The sequence below is a fragment of the Variovorax sp. V93 genome (assembly GCF_041154485.1).
GTDB lineage: Bacteria > Pseudomonadota > Gammaproteobacteria > Burkholderiales > Burkholderiaceae_C > Variovorax > Variovorax beijingensis_A.
In genome coordinates this window covers 334705-350406 of sequence record NZ_AP028669.1, presented here as the reverse complement: position 1 = coordinate 350406, position 15702 = coordinate 334705, and the positions used below count along the sequence as shown (strand labels likewise).

Genomic DNA, 15702 nt, shown 5'->3' with positions numbered 1-15702 from the left:
GTTCGTCAGTCCAGTGCAGACAGCAGCGCCTGCGATGTGGCGTGCGCGCCGAACACGCCGCCCTGCATGGTGATCATCTTCAGCGCCGCCAGATGGTTGCCATGGTCGGTGGCGGCCGTGCAGTCCGACAGCAGCAGGCATTCGAAGCCGCGGTCGTTGGCGTCGCGCATCGTGGTGTGCACGCACACGTCGGTGGTGATGCCCGCGAGGATCAGGTTCTCGATGCCGCGCGTGCGCAGGATCAGCTCCAGGTCGGTGGCATAGAACGAGCCCTTGCCGGGCTTGTCGATCACCACCTCGCCCGGCAGCGGCGCGAGTTCGGGAATGATCTCCCAGCCCGGCTCGCCGCGCACCAGGATGCGCCCGCACGGCCCGTCGTCGCCGATGCCCACGCCGTTGGCGCCGATCTGGCGCGAGCGCCAGCGCTTGTTGGCCGGCAGGTCCGCCAGGTCGGGCCGGTGGCCTTCGCGCGTATGGATGACGTGAAAGCCCAGCGGCCGCAGCGCCGAGAGCGTGCGCGCGATCGGCTGGATCGGCGCCTGCACCAGCGAGAGGTCGTAGCCCATCACGTCGACGTAGCCGCCCTTGCCGCAGAAGTCGGTCTGCATGTCGATCACGATGAGCGCGGTGTTGCCGGGCCGCAGCGCGCCGTTGTAGGGCCAGGCATAGGGCTCGGCAGCCACGTGGCGGGAAGATGGGGTGTTCGCCATGGGATTCAGCTCCTTGTCGATGAAAGTTCGCCCGGCGCGCCGGCGGCGGCCGTGCCGGGCCTGCAGGTCAACACCAGGATCATCAGCGTGAGCACGTAAGGCACGGTGTTGAACAGGTGATAGCCCCAGCCGATGCCGATGGATTGCAGCGCCGGCCCGATGGCCCCCGCCCCGCCGAAGAGCAGCGCCGCGCCCACGCAGCGCAGCGGGCTCCAGCGCGCGAAGATCACGAGCGCCACCGCGATCAGGCCCTGGCCGCTGGAGATGCCCTCGTTCCAGCTGCCCGGATAGAACAGCGTGAGCGATGCGCCGCCGAGCCCGGCGATGAAACCGCCGGCCGTGGTCGCCGCAATGCGCAGGCCCGAGACGGAGTAGCCGAGCGCGCGCGTCGCCTGCGCCGAGTCGCCGGCCATGCGCACCAGCAGGCCGGCCCGCGTGCGCGCAAAGCCCCACCAGAGCAGCACCGCCAATGCCACGCCGACAGGCACCAGCGCATTGAGCTGCAACGCCGAACGCACCACCGTGTTGTCGCTCCAGAAGCCCAGCGGTATCGCGGGGATCTGCGGCGCCTGCGGCTGGATCAGCGGCTTGCCAAGATAGAACGCGAGCCCCGTGCCGAGCAGCATCAGCGCGATGCCGGTCGCCACATCGTTCACGCGGTCGAGCGAGCACAGGAGGCCATGCAGCAGCGCGAGCGCCGCCCCCGCCACCGCGCCGATCAGCACGCCCAGCCAGGCGGAATCGGTGAGGTACGCACCGCCGAAGGCGGCCATGGCCGAGAGCACCAGCACGCCTTCGAGCCCGAGGTTGATGCGGCCCGACTTCTCGGTGAGGCATTCACCGAGGCTCACGAAGAGAAACGGCGCGCCCACGCGCAGCGCGCCGCCGACGATGCCGGCCGCGAGCGCGATCCACTGGTCCGCGGTCATCGCACCGCCCCCGCGCCGCGCGGAACGCGCGCGCGCAGGGCGTTCCAGTCGACCATGCGCAACCCCTCGCTCGCAAGGATCAGCACAAAGGCCATGCCCTGCAGCACCAGTACCGAGGCATCGGGCAGCCCGAGCCGCCGCTGCAACAGGCTGCCCGCCGCACCGAAGCCGCCGAACAGGATGGCCACCGGCACGATGGCCACCGGGTTGTGCCGCGCGATGAACGACACCAGGATGCCCGCATAGCCGTAGCCCGCGATCAGCGAGGCATTGGCGTTGGTATGCACCGCCGCCACCTCGACCGCGCCCGCGAGCCCCGCGCAGGCGCCGCCGAGCCCGCAGGCCCCGAGGATGAGCCGCGTCGCCGGCAGCCCCACGAGCTGCGCGGTGCGCGGATTGCCGCCCACCACGCGTACCGAGAAGCCCGAGGCGGTGGCGCGCAGCCACCACCCGAGCGCCAGGCAGGCGACCACGCCGATCACGAAGCCCCAGTGCACGTCCGAGCCGCCGATGCCGCCGATCAGCAGCCCGTCGGCGAGCGCATGGGTCGATGGCTTGTTGAGACTCGCCGGATCGCGCAGCGGTCCTTCGACCAGGTGCTTGAAGATGCCGATGGCGATGTAGGCCAGCAGCAGGCTGCTGATGGTTTCGTTGATGCCGCGGTACTGGCGCAGCCAGCCCGCAAGGGCGATCCACAACGCGCCGGCCCATGCGCCCGCGAGGCAGACCACCACCGTGCCCGCGGCATTGCCCGGCAGCGGCACCGCATGCGCGAGCGCGGCAGAGGCCAGGCCACCGAGCACCAGCGCGCCCTCTGCGCCGATGACGATCAGCCCCGCGCGCGCCGGCAGCGCCACGCACAGCGCGGTGAGCATCAGCGGCGCGGCGCGCTGCAGGGTGTTCTGCCAGGAGAACCAGTCGCCGAACGCGCCCTTGAAAAGCGTCGCCCAGACCTCCACCGGATCGACGCCGGCAAAGGCCGCGAGCACGCCGAACAGCAGCAGCGCCGCCGCAATGGCGAACACCGGCAGCGCGAATTCCTTGAGCGCTTGGCGCATGGCGTGCGGGCCTGTGCTGCTGCGATCAGGCCTGGCCGATCACGCCTTCGACCAGGTAGTTCATCTTTTCGAGCTCCAGGTCGGTCTGCTTGAGCACCTTGCCGGCCGGCACCACGACCGCGCCCTTGTTGTCCTTGATGCCGTCCTTGAAGATGTCGAAGCTGCCCGCGATCATCTTCGCCTTGATCTCGTCGGCCTGCTTCTTCGCGGTGTCGGGCACCATCGGGCCGTAGGCCGACATCTTCACGTAGCCTTCCTTCAGGCCGCCGCGCAGGAAGTTCGGATGCGGCTTGCCGGCCTGCGCGGCCTCGATGGCGGTCTTGTAGGCCGTGAGCCAGTTCCATTCGGCACCGGTGAGGTACGCGTTGGGCGCGAGCTTGGCCTGGCTCGCGTGGTAGCCGCAGACCATCTTGCCGCGCTTGGCCGCCGTCTCCACCACCACCTTGGGGCCGTCGACGTGCATGGTGAAGACATCGCAGCCCTGGTCGGCCAGGCTGTTGGTGGCTTCGGCCTCCTTCACGGCCATCGACCAGTCGCCGGTGAAGATCACGCTGCAGGTGATGCCGGGCTTGACCGAGCGCGCACCCAGCGTGAAGGCGTTGATGTTGCGCAGCACCTGCGGGATCGGCTTGGCGGCGACGAAGGCGATCTTGTTGCTCTTCGTCATGTGCGCGGCGATCACGCCGTTCAGGAACTGGCACTCGTCGATGTAGCCGAAGAAGCTGCCCGCGTTCTTCGGGTGCTTGCCCTCGGTCCAGAGGCCGCCGCAGTGCGAGAAGCGCACGTCGGGATTTTTGGGCGCCATGGCCAGGATGTGCGGATCGAAGTAGCCGAACGAGGTGGGGAACAGGAGCTTGGCACCGTCCTGCGAGATCATGCCGGCCATGGTCTTCTGCACCGCGGCGGTCTCGGGCACGTTCTCTTCCTCGACCACCTTGATGCCGGGCAGCTTCTTGATTTCTGCGGCTGCCATGGCGTGCGCCTGGTTGTAGCCATAGTCGTCGCGCGCGCCGACGTAGATCACGCCGACGGTCAGCGGCTTGCCCTGCGCACTCGCAAGGGCGCTCCAGCCTCCGAGGGTGCCGGCGGCGCCCAGCGCGGCCAGGGACTTGAGGGAATCGCGGCGATTGATTTGGCTTGTCATGGCGTTCTTTCGAGGTTGAAGGGAGTGCAAAAAATGTGCCCCGCGCTCAGCCCGGCAGGCTCACGTGGGCGGCGACCACGCGCCAGCCGTCGGCCGTGCGCAGCCAGGTCTGGCTTTGCCGGCCGATAGCGGTGGCGCCTTCGCGCCGGAACTCGCAGTTGGCCGTGGCAAAGTCGCGGCCGTAGGTGGTGATGACGGTGCGCAGCAGCTCGCGCGGCGGGCTCTGCACCGGCAGCGATGCGCGGAAGGCGCTGATGCCGGCATGGCCGTAGTGGTTCTCGGAGAAGCCGTAGCGCAGCGTGTGCGGGCTGTTCCAGAACAGCGCGTCGAGCACTGCGGGCTGGTTGGCCATGAGCGCTTCCTCGTAGCGCGCGAACACGGCCGTCACTTCGGCAAGCACCTCGGGGATGTTGATCTCGGGCGTCACCGGCGGACCTCGCGCTGGAAGATGTCGAGGCTGAGCTTCTTGGTTGCGACGAAGCTCTCGGCGCTCAGCGTCTCGACCGTGCGCGGGCGCGCGTCGCCATAGCGCAGGATCTCGGCCACCCGGGTGGGCCGCTTGGTCAGCAGCAGCACCTCGTCGGCAAGGTACACGGCCTCTTCGAGGTCGTGCGACACCAGCAGCATGGTGGTGCCGGTCTGCATGAACACCTCCTGCAGCTTCTCGCGGATGAACAGCGTCATCTCGAAGTCGAGTGCCGAAAAGGGCTCGTCCAGAAACAGCACCTCGGGCTTGGGCGCGAGCGCGCGCATGATCGATGCGGTCTGCTGCTGCCCGCCCGAGAGCTCGTACGGAAAGCGCCTGAGGTCGAACTTCACGTCGAACGACGCCACCAGCTCTTCCATGCGGCGGTCGACCTCGGCCTTGCTGCGCCCTTCGAGCTTCAGCGGGTAGGCGATGTTGTCGATGGTGCGCATCCACGGGAACATCGCCTCGCGGTAGTTCTGGAACACGTAGCCGATCTTGGTGTCCTTGCGCTGCTTTCCGTCGAACAGGATCTCGCCCGAATCGATGGGAACGAGCCCCGCGATCATGTTGATGAGCGTGGACTTGCCGCAGCCGTTGGGCCCGAACACCGAGACGATCCGGTGCTTGGGAATGTCGAGGTCGAAGTTCTCGTACAGCGGCCAGCCCGCGAAGTACTTGGTGAGCCCGCGGATGGTGATGTGCGTGCCGGCCGGGCCGGGCTTGAAGACGGGCCTGGGCACGTCGGCATACACGGGGCCGTTGATGACGATGTCTTGCGTGGCTTTCATCTTCCGCTCCAGTGCACGATGCGGCGCTCGGCGACGAGGAAGAGGATGTTGAGCGCATAGCCCAGCGCACCCGCGGCCAGAATCGCCGCATACATGCTCTTCACGTTGAGCACCTGCTGCGCATCGATGATCCGGTGGCCGAGACCCGTGTCGGAGCCGATGAACATCTCGGCCACGATGACGATCACCAGCGCCATCGACACCGCCGAGCGCAGGCCCACGAAGCTGGGCTGCAGGCTTTCCCACACCAGCACGTCCTTGAAGATCTGCCAGCGCGAGGCGCCCATGACGCGCGCCGCCATCACGCGCTGCTTGCGCGCGTTGATCACGCCGTAGGCGCTGTTGAACACCACGATCAGCAGCGCGCCGAACGCCGCGATGGCCACCTTGTTGACGTCCGACACCCCGAAGATCAGGAGGAACAGCGGGATCAGCGCGGACGATGGCGTGGAGCGGAAGAAGTCGATCAGGAACTCGACGCTGCGGTAGGCGCGCTCATTGCTGCCGAGCAGCACGCCCAGCGGCACGCCGACCACCGCCGCAATCGCGAAGGCCTGCAGCGTGCGCCACACGGTCATCGCGAAGTCGGTGAGCAGCGGTCCGCCCGCGAGCCCCGTGATGAGCGCCGCGACGGTGTCGGCGGGCGTGGGCAGCAGGATCGGCTTGATGAAGCCGAGCCGCACCGCCAGGTCCCACACGATGAACAGCACCACGGGGCCGACGAAGGGCAGCAGCCGGTCGCGCGACGGGGGCTTCGGTGCCACCGCCGCCGCGCCGGCGGCCGGCGGTGTCCACGGCGCGGCCGTGGTCGTGCTTGCGTCGGCCATGGTCAGGCCTTGTAGAGCAGGCCGTCCACCGGCACCTTCTTCTCGAAGATGCCTTTCTCGGTGAACAGGTCGTAGAACTTCTGGAAGTACGCGACGTCGCTCGGCTTGAACTCGTTGTAGAGCATGTACGAGGCGAGCGGCACTTCGGCCGTGAGGCTGCCTTCGATGGCGGTGTAGCCCTTCATGTGCTGGCGCGCGTCCTCGGGCTTGCTGCGCACCAGCTCCACGCCGCGCGCATAGGCGGCGATGTACTTCTTCGCCGCTTCGGGGTTCTTCTTGATGAACTCGCTGGTGAGGCTGGCCGCGCCGCCGTGCCAGGGCGCCATCGGATCGCCGAGGATGTATTTGGCGACCACGCCGGCCTCGAGGACGCGCGTGGTGCCGTTCATGCGGCCCACGGTGCCGGTGGGCTCGAGCGTGTAGCAGGCGTCGACCTGCCCCGCGACGAGCGCGGCCACGTGCTGGCCGATCGGAAGCTCGCTCACGGTGGCGCCCTTGGCGCCCGCGCGCTCCAGCATGGTCTTGCACAGGGTCACGTTCTGGATGCCGGGGCCGGACGCGATCTTCCTGCCGGCCAGCTCGGCCATGGTCTTGATCGGGCTGTCCTTGGCGACGATGAATTCGTCGAGCACGAACTTCGCGTTGCTCGGGTTGGTGCAGAAGATCTTGAAGAGCCCCGGCTGCGCGATCTCGCCGATGGCGAGGTTGGCCGAGCCCGTGCCGTTGGAGCTGCCGTCGCAGCGGCCCGCGAGCATGCCTTCCATGACCTGCTGCGCGCCCGCGAACTTGAGCGGCTCCACGTCGAGGCCGGCTTCCTTGAAGTAGCCGCGGTCGACCGCGGCAAAGAAAGGCAGGCCCGCGGCCACGGGCCAGAAGCCGATGCGGATCTTCGGCACGGCCTGCGCGCGCACGATGGCGGGCGCGGCCAGCACGGCCAGCCCCGCGGCGCCGGCCTGCAGCAACTGGCGGCGCGACGCGGCGGCGGGCGATTTTTCAGGGATGCTCATGAAGACTCCTCGATCGGTCAGGTTGGAATGGCTTGGGAAGAGGCGGTTGTGCGGCTTGCGATGTAGGCGCGCCAGCCACCGTGGTGGCTCACGTCTTCGGCGCCTGCGAGCGCATGGCCTTCGCAGATGAAGCCGTGCACCCAGCTGCCGTCGGCGAGCTCGACGCTGCCCAGGCCCAGCGGGGGCGGGATCAAGGCCAGGAAGCTGCCGACCTCGGCCACGGGCACGGACCACACTTCGAGCGCGATGGCTGCTCCGCCGGCCGTGCTGCGCTGCAGCCCCGGCTTGGGCGGCACGGTGCCCGGCAAGGCATGCAGGCGGTAGCGCGGCGAGGTGGTGGTGGCGCGCAGCAGCGTGGCGCCGCGTTCGGTGAGCTGGCCGTTGAGCGGCATGCCCGAGAGATGCGCGCCGACGACGGCGATGGGCATGGTCTGCACTGGCGAAGCGCCCAGGCCCGGAATGGAGCGCGGCTCGGGCAGCGGCAAGCCTGTGGCGCCCTGCGACAGGCCGGTGGCGTGGTGATAGCGCTGGCCCAGCTCGGCCAGCGCAAGATCGCTGCCGCACGGGCCGATCAGCGTGATGCCGAAAGGCAGGCCGTCGGCGCGCAGCGAGCTCGGCACCGAGATCGCGGCGTAGTCCAGCAGGTTGACGAAGTTGGTGTACGCGCCGAGGTTGCGGTTGAGCACCACGGGGTCGGCGCGCATCTGTTCGCGCGTGTAGTGCGTGGGCGCGGTCGGCACCAGCAGCAGGTCGATGCCGCGCCACATCGGTTCGACCTGCTGTGCGATCGCGCGAAGCCTGGTCTGCGCTTCGAACACGTCGGCGGCGCTGTAGCCGCGGCCGCTTTCGAGGATGCCGCGCACCGGCTCGATCACTTCAGCGCCATGCGCATCGAAGAACCCGCGCACCGCCGCATAGCGCTCGGCCACGAGCGCGCTTTCGTAGAGCAGCGCGGCGGCCTCCGCCAGCGGCGCAAAGGGAATCGCCACGGCCGTGCCGCCGAGGGCGGCGAGCCGCACCTGTGCATCGCGAAAGGCCTCTTCGGCCGCGGCATCGCCGAAGAAGCTCGGCGTGTCGGGCACGCCGAAACGGAAGGCGGCTGGAAATGCCTCGCGGCGCAGCGCCACGTCCCTTGAGTAGGGATCGCGTGCGTCGGGTCCGGCGGCCGCAAGAAGCACCTCGACGGCCAGGCCGACGGTGCGCGCAAAGATCGACACGCAGTCCGCGCTCTGGGCGGCCGGCACCACGCCGAAGGCGCTCAGCAGGCCGCGCGAGGGCTTGAGCCCGACGATGTTGTTGAGTCCGGCGGGCACGCGGCCCGAGCCGGCGGTGTCGGTGCCGAGTGCGAAGTCGGCCTCGCCGGCGGCCACCACGTAGGCCGATCCGGAGCTGGAGCCGCCCGAGACGTAGCGCGCATCGAAGGCATTGGGCACTTCGCCATACGGCGAGCGCGTACCGTTCAGGCCGCAGGCGAACTGGTCGAGGTTGGTCTTCCCGATCAGCGATGCACCGGCATCGAGCAGCTTCTGCACCACGGCCGAATGCTGCGCGGGCCGTCGGTCGAAGGCCGGACAGGCGGCCGTGGTGGGCACGCCGGCCACGTCGATGTTGTCCTTGACCGCGAAGCGAAGGCCGGCGAGGCGGCCTGCGCCCGCACCGGGCACAGGCCGGGGAAAGCGGGCAATCCACGCTGCGGCGGCCGATCCGTTTTCTTCATGCACCATCATCAGGCATCCAAACTTGTGTACAAGTCGAGATGCAAGCAATGTGCCAGGCGAAAACAGGCCGTAATGGATTTGCGACCTCTCCCGCGGGAGAGGGAGTCAGACGCAGCCCTCTTTCAGAGGAAGAGGTGGCTCAGACCTCAGCTGCGCTTGGCTTCCCGGTAAAGCCCTTCGACCTTCGGCAGGTTGGCCTCGAGCTTCTGGATGCGGTCCGGACCGCTCGGGTGGGTCGATAGAAAGCTCAGGCCGCCCTGGTTCTTCGAGGCGGTGGCCATCTTGTTCCAGAGCGTGATCGAGGCCTTCGGGTCATAGCCCGCGCGCGCCGCGAGTTCGAGCCCGACGAGGTCGGCCTCGGTCTCGTCGCTGCGGCTGAACTTGAGGGTGAGCAGCTGCGTGCCGGCGCGCGCCGCCAGGTCGCCCATCTGGCCCAGGCCCAGCAGTTGCGCGCCGATGGAAAGCGCCGCGCCGGTGCCCGCGCTCTTGGCCATGCGGGCACGCGCATGCTCGCGCAGCGCATGGGCCATTTCGTGTCCCATCACCATGGCGACTTCATCGTCATTGAGCTTGAGCTGCTCGAGGATGCCGGTGAAGAAGGCGATCTTGCCGCCGGGCATGCAGAAAGCATTGATCTGCTTGCTGCCGATCAGGTTGACCTCCCATTTCCAGTCGCGCGCGCGCGAATTCCACGGCGTGGCAAAGGGAATCAGCCGGTTCGCGATGGTGCGCAGCCGCTGCAGCTGCGCATTGCCGTCGCCCGCGAGCGCACGCTTGGCGCGCGCCTGCTCGAGCAGCTGGCCGTACTGCTGCACGCCGGCGGCCTCGATCCGGTCGGCCGGCACGAGGTTGCGCGCCACCGAGGCATTGCCCACGTTCACCTGCGCCAGGGCCGGCCCGGCCAGCGCGGCGCCGGCCGCCGCGAGCAGGAAGGCCCGCCGCGGCTGCCAGGCCGAGGCGCGCGACGGCGAGGAAGCCGCGGAAGAAAGGAGAAGCTCGCATCGTGTGCACATGCGCGGATCATAGGAACAATTGCCGACAAAAAGACGGCTCGGCAGGCGGCGCGCGCTCATGGACAATCCGAAGCTCATGTCTGCCCAGCCCGCCGAAACCTCCACCGCCCCCTCCCTGCCCTGGCGCGATGCGCTGAAGGTCTACCTCGAGCCCGCCACGCTGCGCATGCTGGCGCTGGGCTTTTCCGCCGGCCTGCCGCTGCTGCTGGTGCTGGGCACGCTGAGCTTTCGCCTGCGCGAGGCGGGCATCGATCGCACCACCATCGGCTACCTGAGCTGGGTCGGCCTGGCCTATGGCTTCAAGTGGGTGTGGGCGCCGCTGGTCGACCGGCTGCCGCTGCCGCCGCTGACCACGCTGCTCGGGCGGCGGCGCGGCTGGCTGCTGCTGGCGCAGGGGATGGTGGTTGCGGGGCTGGTCGGCATGGCGCTCAACGATCCGCGCCAGGGCCTCGCGCCGCTGATCTGGTGCGCGCTGCTGGTGGCCTTCGGCTCGGCCACGCAGGACATCGCGCTGGACGCCTTCCGCATCGAGTCGGCCGAAACGCGCAAGCAGGCCGCGCTCGCCGCCGCCTATCAAACGGGCTACCGCCTGGCGATGATCTGGGCCGGCGCCGGCGTGCTGTGGGTGGCGGCCTGGGCCGAGGTGGCGCCGGCTGCGGCGGCCACGGGCGCGGCGGCCTACCAGAACGGCGCCTGGAAGACGGCCTACCTGGTGATGGCGGCCTCGATGGCGGTGGGCGTGCTCACCGTGCTGCTGTCGCCCGAGCCGGTGCGCCGCGTGCTGCCCAAGCCGAAGAACGCGGCCGAATGGCTGCAAGGCGTGCTGATCGAACCCTTTGCCGACTTCATCCGCCGCTACAAGTGGCAGGCCGCGCTGATCCTCTCGCTGATTGCCATCTACCGCATCAGCGACGTGGTGATGGGCATCATGGCCAACCCCTTCTACGTGGACATGGGCTTCACCAAGGACGAAGTGGCCACCGTCAGCAAGATCTACGGGGTGGTCATGACCCTGGCCGGCGCCTTCGTGGGCGGCGTGCTGTCGATGCGCCTGGGCGTGATGCGCGTGCTGATGCTGGGCGCGGTGCTCAGCGCCGCGAGCAACCTGCTCTTCGCCTGGCTGGCCTCGCGCGGGCACGACCTGACGGCGCTGATCGCGGTGGTGTCGGCCGACAACCTGGCCGGCGGCATTGCCTCGGCGGCCTTCATCGCCTATCTGTCGAGCCTCACGAACATCAGCTATTCGGCCACGCAGTACGCCTTGTTCAGCTCGCTGATGCTGCTGCTGCCCAAGTTCATTGCCGGCTATTCGGGCGCTTTTGTCGACGCCCACGGCTACGCCCAGTTCTTCACCGCCACCGCCCTGCTGGGCCTGCCAGTGCTGCTGCTGGTGGCGCTGGCCGCCCGCATCACCACCACCAAGGCGCCGGCCGGGCGTCAATAGGGCACGGGCCCTATAGGAAAACAGCTGACGCTGCGGGGCCCGCGCAACTGGTAGGCTGTCACTTTCCGGTTACCTACGCTTCGCTCCCAGAGCGATCATTCATCTTCCGCCTGCCAACCCACAAGCAACGTGCCGCCCCGCATTTCTCCCCTTCAGATCAGCGCCTACACGGCCACTTCGGCCGTCGGCGTCGGCAAGGAGCCGCTCGCCGAGGCGCTCGAGCATTCGCGCAGCGGCCTGCGCGCCAACGATTTCGGCGATGCGCCGCTGCCCACCTGGATCGGCCGCGTCGACGGGCTCGAGGACATCCGCCTGCCCGAGGCGCTGGCCTCGTGGGACTGCCGCAACAACCGGCTGGCCTGGCTGGGCCTGCATGCGGACGGCTTTCCCGAGGCCGTGGCGGCCGCGCGGGCCAGGTACGGCCCCTCGCGCATCGCGCTGATCCTCGGCACCTCGACCTCCAGCATCGGCGAAACCGAACTGGCCTACACCCAGCTCGACGCCGACGGCCTCTTTCCCATGGACCAGCGCCGTGCGGCCGTGCACACGCCGCACTCGCTGGCCATGTTCGTGCAAGAGGTGCTCGGGCTCACCGGGCCGAGCGAGACGATTTCCACCGCCTGCTCGTCGAGCGCCAAGGTGTTCGCCTCGGCCGAGCGGCTGATCCGCCTCGGCCTGGCCGATGCCGCCGTGGTCGGCGGTGTCGACACGCTGTGCGGCAGCGTGCTGTTCGGCTTCAACTCGCTCGAACTGGTGTCGAGCGAGCCGTGCCGGCCGTTCGACGCGAGCCGCAAGGGCATCAGCCTGGGCGAGGCGGCCGGCTTCGCGCTGGTGGAACGCGTGCAGGACGACGCAGCCGCGCCGCTGCGGCTCCTGGGCTACGGCGAAGCCAGCGATGCGCACCATATGTCGACGCCGCACCCCGAAGGGCTGGGCGCCGAACGCGCGCTCGACGAGGCGCTGGCGCGCGCGGGCCTGGCGCCCGAGGCGATCGACTACATCAACATGCACGGCACCGCGAGCCAGAAGAACGACGAGGTCGAAGGCGCGCTGGTGGCGCGCCGCTTCCCCGCCACCACCCACGCCAGCTCGACCAAGGGCTTCATGGGCCACACGCTGGGCGCGGCGGGCATCGTCGAATCGGTGATCAGCCTGCTCGCGATCGAGCGCGGCCTGATGCCGGGCACGGTCAACACGAACCAGCTCGACGAAGGCTTCGGGCCGCAGATCAGGCTCGAACCCGCGCATGGCGAGGTGCGCTACGCGCTGACCAATTCCTTCGGCTTCGGCGGCAACAACTGCTCGCTCGTCTTCGGCAAGGCAACCGCATGAAGCCCACGCCCGTGCCACCTACTCTCTACATCGAAGGCCCGGCCTTCTGGACGCCCACCCTGCCGGGCTGGGACGCCGCGCGCGCCGCCTTCCGCGGCGAAGGCGGGCTCGCCGATCCGCCGGCCAAGCGGCCGTCGCCGCAGGTGCTGGCACCGGCCGAGCGCCGCCGCGCGCCCGACACCGTGGCGCTGGCGCTCGAAGTGGCCGCCGCGTCGATGGCGGGCGCGGGCCGCAACGCGGCCGACGTGCCCTGCGTGTTCGTCTCGGCGCATGGCGACCTGTCGATCAACGACTACATGTGCAGCACGCTGGCCACCGATCCCACGGTGCTGTCGCCCACGCGCTTTCACAACTCGGTGCACAACGCGGCCGTGGGCTACTGGACCATCGGCACCGGCTGCATGGCGGCCAGCAACTCGGTCTCGGCCTACGAGAACAGCTTTGCCGCCGGCCTGCTCGAAGCGGCCGTGCAATGCGCGGCCGACCAGTCGCCGGTGCTGCTGGTGGGCTACGACACGCCCACGGTGGGCCCGCTGACTTCGGTGACCGACAGCCAGGGCCTGCTGGCCGTGGCGCTGGTGATCGCGCCCGAGCGCACGGAACGCACCGTGGCCGCGCTCGATTGGTCGGTGCAGGACAACGGCGGCAGCACCGTGCCGGCGCCGCTTTCCGATGCCGCGAAAACGCTGGCGCACATCAACCCGATGGCCCATGCGCTCGGCCTGTTCGAAGCGCTGGCGCGGCTGGAAGACGATCCGCCGCCCATCGGCCTGCCGCTTTCTTCCACCCTGTCGCTGCGGCTGCAACTGCGGCAGGTCCGGGACTGAAGCTCCATGACCGGCACTGCGCAACGATGTGACGCAGTGATCATGGGCGGCGGGCTCGCGGGCCTCACCTTGGCGCTGCAGCTGAAGCAGCGCTTCCAGGACCTCGACGTGCTGGTGCTGGAGCGGCGCAGGCACCCGGTGCCGCATGCGGCGCACAAGGTGGGCGAGTCTTCGGTCGAGATCGGCGCGCACTACTTCGACACGGTGCTCGGCCTCAAGCCCCACATGGACGGCGCGCAGCTGCGCAAGTTCGGCTTCCGCTTCTTCTTCAGCGAGGGCCGGCGCGACATCGACCAGGTCACCGAGATCGGGGCCAGCCGCTACCTGGCGGTGCCCAGCTACCAGATCGACCGCGGCATCTTCGAGAACTACCTGGCCGAGGAGGCCGTGCGGCGCGGCGTGCGCTTCGACGATGCCGCGCTGGTGCGCCGCGTCGACCTGGCCTCCGACGCCGAGGCACCGCACCGCCTCGAATGGACGCGCGGCAGCCAAACCCACAGCGCCGAGGCGCGCTGGCTGGTCGATGCCTGCGGCCGCGCCGGCCTGCTCAAGCGCAAGCTGGGCCTGGCCGAGGCCAACGCGCACGACGTCAACGCCGTGTGGTTCCGCATCGGCGAGCGCATTGCCATCGACGAGTGGAGCGACGACGCCGCCTGGCGCGGGCGCTGCGATCCGCAGGCGCGCTGGCTCTCGACCAACCACCTGGTGGGCGCGGGCTACTGGGCCTGGCTGATTCCGCTGGCCTCGGGTTCGCATTCGGTGGGCATCGTGGCCGACCCGAAGCTGCATCCGCTTGACACCATCGACACCTTCGAGAAGGCGATGCGGTGGTTCGCCACCTACCAGCCGCGGCTGTACGACGCGCTCGACGGCAAGCGGCACCTGCTGCAGGACTTCGCGTTCCTCAAGCACTTCTCGCATGGCTGCAGGCAGGTGTTCTCGGGCCAGCGGTGGGCCCTGACGGGCGAGGCCGGGCTGTTCCTCGACCCCTTCTATTCGCCGGGCAGCGACTTCATCGCGATCAGCAACACCTACATCACCGACCTGGTGGCGCACGACCGCGCGGGCCGCTCGGTGGAAGCCCGCGCGCAGCTCTACGACCAGATCTACCACTCGTTCTACGACAGCACGCTGGCGCTCTACCAGGACCAGTACCCGCTGTTCGGCGACCCCGAGGTGCTGCCGGTGAAGGTGATCTGGGACTACGCCTACTACTGGGGCGTGCTGTCGCAGATCTTCTTCCAGCAGCGGCTCACCGACCTGATGCTGCTGGGCAGCCTGAAGGACGAGCTGCAGCATTGCCAGCGCCTGAACCTCGCGGTGCAGCAGCTGCTGCGCGCATGGTCCGCCGCCAGCGCCAGGCGCAACGCCGCGGTCATGCTCGACCAGGCCGCCATGCCCTGGTTCGCCGAGCTCAACCGCAGCCTGAGGGATCCGCGGCTGGGCGACGCCGAGTTCAGGGCGCGCATCCGGGCCTCGGCCGCGCAGCTGCGCCAGCTGGCCGGCGAGATCCTCGCGCGCGCGCAGGCAGACAATGCGGACCTGCGCGGCTGCGGCCTGCCCGCGCTGCTCGCGGAAAACATCGCCGGCCTGCCCGCCGGCGCGCAAGACGGCGCTATGCTTTTCGCAGCACTTCCGGAGGACAGCCGGAAGCCGCGTTTACCCAACTTTACGGAGCGTTCAAGCCCCGTTGCCCCCGGTGCACGACCATGAAGCGCATGAGTACCCCCCAGCTCCTGATGATCGAAGACGATGCCCGCCTGGCACAGATGGTGGGCGAATACCTGACGCAGTCGGGTTTCCTCTTCACGCATGCCGGCGACGGCGCCAGCGGCCTCGAGCAGCTGCAGCAGCACGCGCCCGACCTCGTGATCCTCGACCTGATGCTGCCCGACACCGACGGCCTGGAGATCTGCCGCCGCATCCGCTCGCTGCCGCCTCCGGCTTCCAAGGTGTCGGTGCTGATGCTCACCGCCAAGGGCGATCCGATGGACCGCATCATCGGCCTGGAGATCGGCGCCGACGACTACCTGCCCAAGCCCTTCGAGCCGCGCGAGCTGCTCGCGCGCATCCGCGCGGTGCTGCGCCGGCGCAGCGAGAACAATGCCGACACCGAAGCCAGCACGGTGATGCGCTTCGGCACGCTCGAGATCGACCGCAACGCGCGCACCGTGTCGGTGGGCGGCGCGCTGGCCGACCTCACCTCCTACCAGTTCGACCTGCTGGTGGCCATGGCCGAGCGCGCCGGGCGCGTGCTCACGCGCGACCAGATCATGGAGGCCGTGCGCGGCCGCGAGCTGGAGGCCTTCGACCGCTCGATCGACGTGCACATGGGCCGCATCCGCGCCGCCATCGAGGTCGACGCCAAGAACCCCAAGCGCATCCTCACCGTGCGCGGCGTGGGCTACGTGTTCGCCAAGCAGCAGGATTGACCGG

Annotated in this window: 15 protein-coding genes; 5 read left to right on the top strand and 10 right to left on the bottom strand. The window is 69.2% G+C overall.

Going from position 1 to position 15702, the window contains the following annotated elements:
* Positions 1-5 precede the first annotated feature (5 nt).
* From ACAM54_RS01555 to ACAM54_RS01510, 10 genes are all read right to left on the bottom strand, one after another.
* Positions 6-710 carry a cysteine hydrolase family protein gene (locus ACAM54_RS01555; protein WP_145742883.1) on the bottom strand — a complete coding sequence of 235 codons (705 nt, stop codon included), beginning with the start codon at positions 708-710 and terminating at the stop codon, positions 6-8.
* Between the two features lie 5 nt (positions 711-715).
* Positions 716-1639 (bottom strand): ABC transporter permease, encoded by a 924-nt coding sequence (locus ACAM54_RS01550; protein ID WP_145742885.1) that lies wholly within the window; start codon positions 1637-1639, stop codon positions 716-718.
* Entirely contained in the window at positions 1636-2697 is a 1062-nt protein-coding gene (locus ACAM54_RS01545) for an ABC transporter permease (RefSeq protein WP_369649593.1), read from the bottom strand. Before ACAM54_RS01545 ends, ACAM54_RS01550 begins: the two co-directional genes overlap by 4 nt.
* A gap of 25 nt (positions 2698-2722) precedes the next feature.
* Positions 2723-3841: a BMP family ABC transporter substrate-binding protein gene (locus ACAM54_RS01540; RefSeq protein WP_369649592.1), complete on the bottom strand. Its 1119-nt coding sequence runs from the start codon at positions 3839-3841 to the stop codon at positions 2723-2725.
* A 46-nt stretch (positions 3842-3887) separates the two neighbouring features.
* A complete protein-coding gene (gene hpxZ, locus ACAM54_RS01535) occupies positions 3888-4268 on the bottom strand; it encodes an oxalurate catabolism protein HpxZ (protein WP_369649591.1) in 381 nt (126 codons plus the stop codon).
* Positions 4265-5098 carry an ABC transporter ATP-binding protein gene (locus tag ACAM54_RS01530; protein WP_369649590.1) on the bottom strand — a complete coding sequence of 278 codons (834 nt, stop codon included), beginning with the start codon at positions 5096-5098 and terminating at the stop codon, positions 4265-4267. The genes hpxZ and ACAM54_RS01530 overlap by 4 nt, the downstream gene beginning before the upstream one ends.
* Positions 5095-5925 (bottom strand): ABC transporter permease, encoded by an 831-nt coding sequence (locus ACAM54_RS01525; protein ID WP_369649589.1) that lies wholly within the window; start codon positions 5923-5925, stop codon positions 5095-5097. Before ACAM54_RS01525 ends, ACAM54_RS01530 begins: the two co-directional genes overlap by 4 nt.
* 2 nt (positions 5926-5927) lie before the next feature.
* On the bottom strand, positions 5928-6932 hold the full coding sequence (locus ACAM54_RS01520; protein WP_369649588.1) for an ABC transporter substrate-binding protein: 1005 nt from the start codon (positions 6930-6932) through the stop codon (positions 5928-5930).
* A 17-nt stretch (positions 6933-6949) separates the two neighbouring features.
* Complete coding sequence (atzF, locus tag ACAM54_RS01515; protein ID WP_369649587.1) at positions 6950-8659, bottom strand: allophanate hydrolase; 1710 nt, start codon at positions 8657-8659, stop codon at positions 6950-6952.
* Between the two features lie 137 nt (positions 8660-8796).
* The gene (locus ACAM54_RS01510) at positions 8797-9663 is read right to left on the bottom strand and encodes a M48 family metallopeptidase (RefSeq protein ID WP_369649586.1); all 867 of its coding nucleotides are present in this window, start codon (positions 9661-9663) and stop codon (positions 8797-8799) included.
* A gap of 58 nt (positions 9664-9721) precedes the next feature.
* On the opposite strand from ACAM54_RS01510, the gene ACAM54_RS01505 reads away from it, so the two are divergent.
* The 5 genes from ACAM54_RS01505 to ACAM54_RS01485 all read left to right on the top strand — a co-directional run bounded on the left by ACAM54_RS01505 (position 9722) and on the right by ACAM54_RS01485 (position 15698).
* The gene (locus ACAM54_RS01505) at positions 9722-11107 is read left to right on the top strand and encodes an AmpG family muropeptide MFS transporter (protein ID WP_145742901.1); all 1386 of its coding nucleotides are present in this window, start codon (positions 9722-9724) and stop codon (positions 11105-11107) included.
* A gap of 129 nt (positions 11108-11236) precedes the next feature.
* Positions 11237-12439: a beta-ketoacyl-[acyl-carrier-protein] synthase family protein gene (locus ACAM54_RS01500; protein ID WP_369649585.1), complete on the top strand. Its 1203-nt coding sequence runs from the start codon at positions 11237-11239 to the stop codon at positions 12437-12439.
* Positions 12436-13266: a beta-ketoacyl synthase chain length factor gene (locus ACAM54_RS01495; RefSeq protein WP_145742902.1), complete on the top strand. Its 831-nt coding sequence runs from the start codon at positions 12436-12438 to the stop codon at positions 13264-13266. The genes ACAM54_RS01500 and ACAM54_RS01495 overlap by 4 nt, the downstream gene beginning before the upstream one ends.
* A gap of 6 nt (positions 13267-13272) precedes the next feature.
* The gene (locus ACAM54_RS01490) at positions 13273-14979 is read left to right on the top strand and encodes an NAD(P)/FAD-dependent oxidoreductase (protein WP_369649584.1); all 1707 of its coding nucleotides are present in this window, start codon (positions 13273-13275) and stop codon (positions 14977-14979) included.
* Entirely contained in the window at positions 14976-15698 is a 723-nt protein-coding gene (locus ACAM54_RS01485) for a response regulator transcription factor (protein WP_012745423.1), read from the top strand. The genes ACAM54_RS01490 and ACAM54_RS01485 overlap by 4 nt, the downstream gene beginning before the upstream one ends.
* The last annotated feature ends 4 nt before the right edge of the window (positions 15699-15702 follow it).

Coding starts and splice junctions, on each gene's coding strand:
- ACAM54_RS01485 (WP_012745423.1), top strand. CDS start 14,976: ATGAAGCGCATGAGTACCCCCCAGCTCCTGATGATCGAAGACGATGCC.
- ACAM54_RS01490 (WP_369649584.1), top strand. CDS start 13,273: ATGACCGGCACTGCGCAACGATGTGACGCAGTGATCATGGGCGGCGGG.
- ACAM54_RS01495 (WP_145742902.1), top strand. CDS start 12,436: ATGAAGCCCACGCCCGTGCCACCTACTCTCTACATCGAAGGCCCGGCC.
- ACAM54_RS01555 (WP_145742883.1), bottom strand. CDS start 710: ATGGCGAACACCCCATCTTCCCGCCACGTGGCTGCCGAGCCCTATGCC.
- ACAM54_RS01530 (WP_369649590.1), bottom strand. CDS start 5,098: ATGAAAGCCACGCAAGACATCGTCATCAACGGCCCCGTGTATGCCGAC.
- ACAM54_RS01505 (WP_145742901.1), top strand. CDS start 9,722: ATGGACAATCCGAAGCTCATGTCTGCCCAGCCCGCCGAAACCTCCACC.
- ACAM54_RS01545 (WP_369649593.1), bottom strand. CDS start 2,697: ATGCGCCAAGCGCTCAAGGAATTCGCGCTGCCGGTGTTCGCCATTGCG.
- ACAM54_RS01520 (WP_369649588.1), bottom strand. CDS start 6,932: ATGAGCATCCCTGAAAAATCGCCCGCCGCCGCGTCGCGCCGCCAGTTG.
- ACAM54_RS01525 (WP_369649589.1), bottom strand. CDS start 5,925: ATGGCCGACGCAAGCACGACCACGGCCGCGCCGTGGACACCGCCGGCC.
- ACAM54_RS01550 (WP_145742885.1), bottom strand. CDS start 1,639: ATGACCGCGGACCAGTGGATCGCGCTCGCGGCCGGCATCGTCGGCGGC.
- ACAM54_RS01540 (WP_369649592.1), bottom strand. CDS start 3,841: ATGACAAGCCAAATCAATCGCCGCGATTCCCTCAAGTCCCTGGCCGCG.
- ACAM54_RS01510 (WP_369649586.1), bottom strand. CDS start 9,663: ATGTGCACACGATGCGAGCTTCTCCTTTCTTCCGCGGCTTCCTCGCCG.
- atzF (WP_369649587.1), bottom strand. CDS start 8,659: ATGATGGTGCATGAAGAAAACGGATCGGCCGCCGCAGCGTGGATTGCC.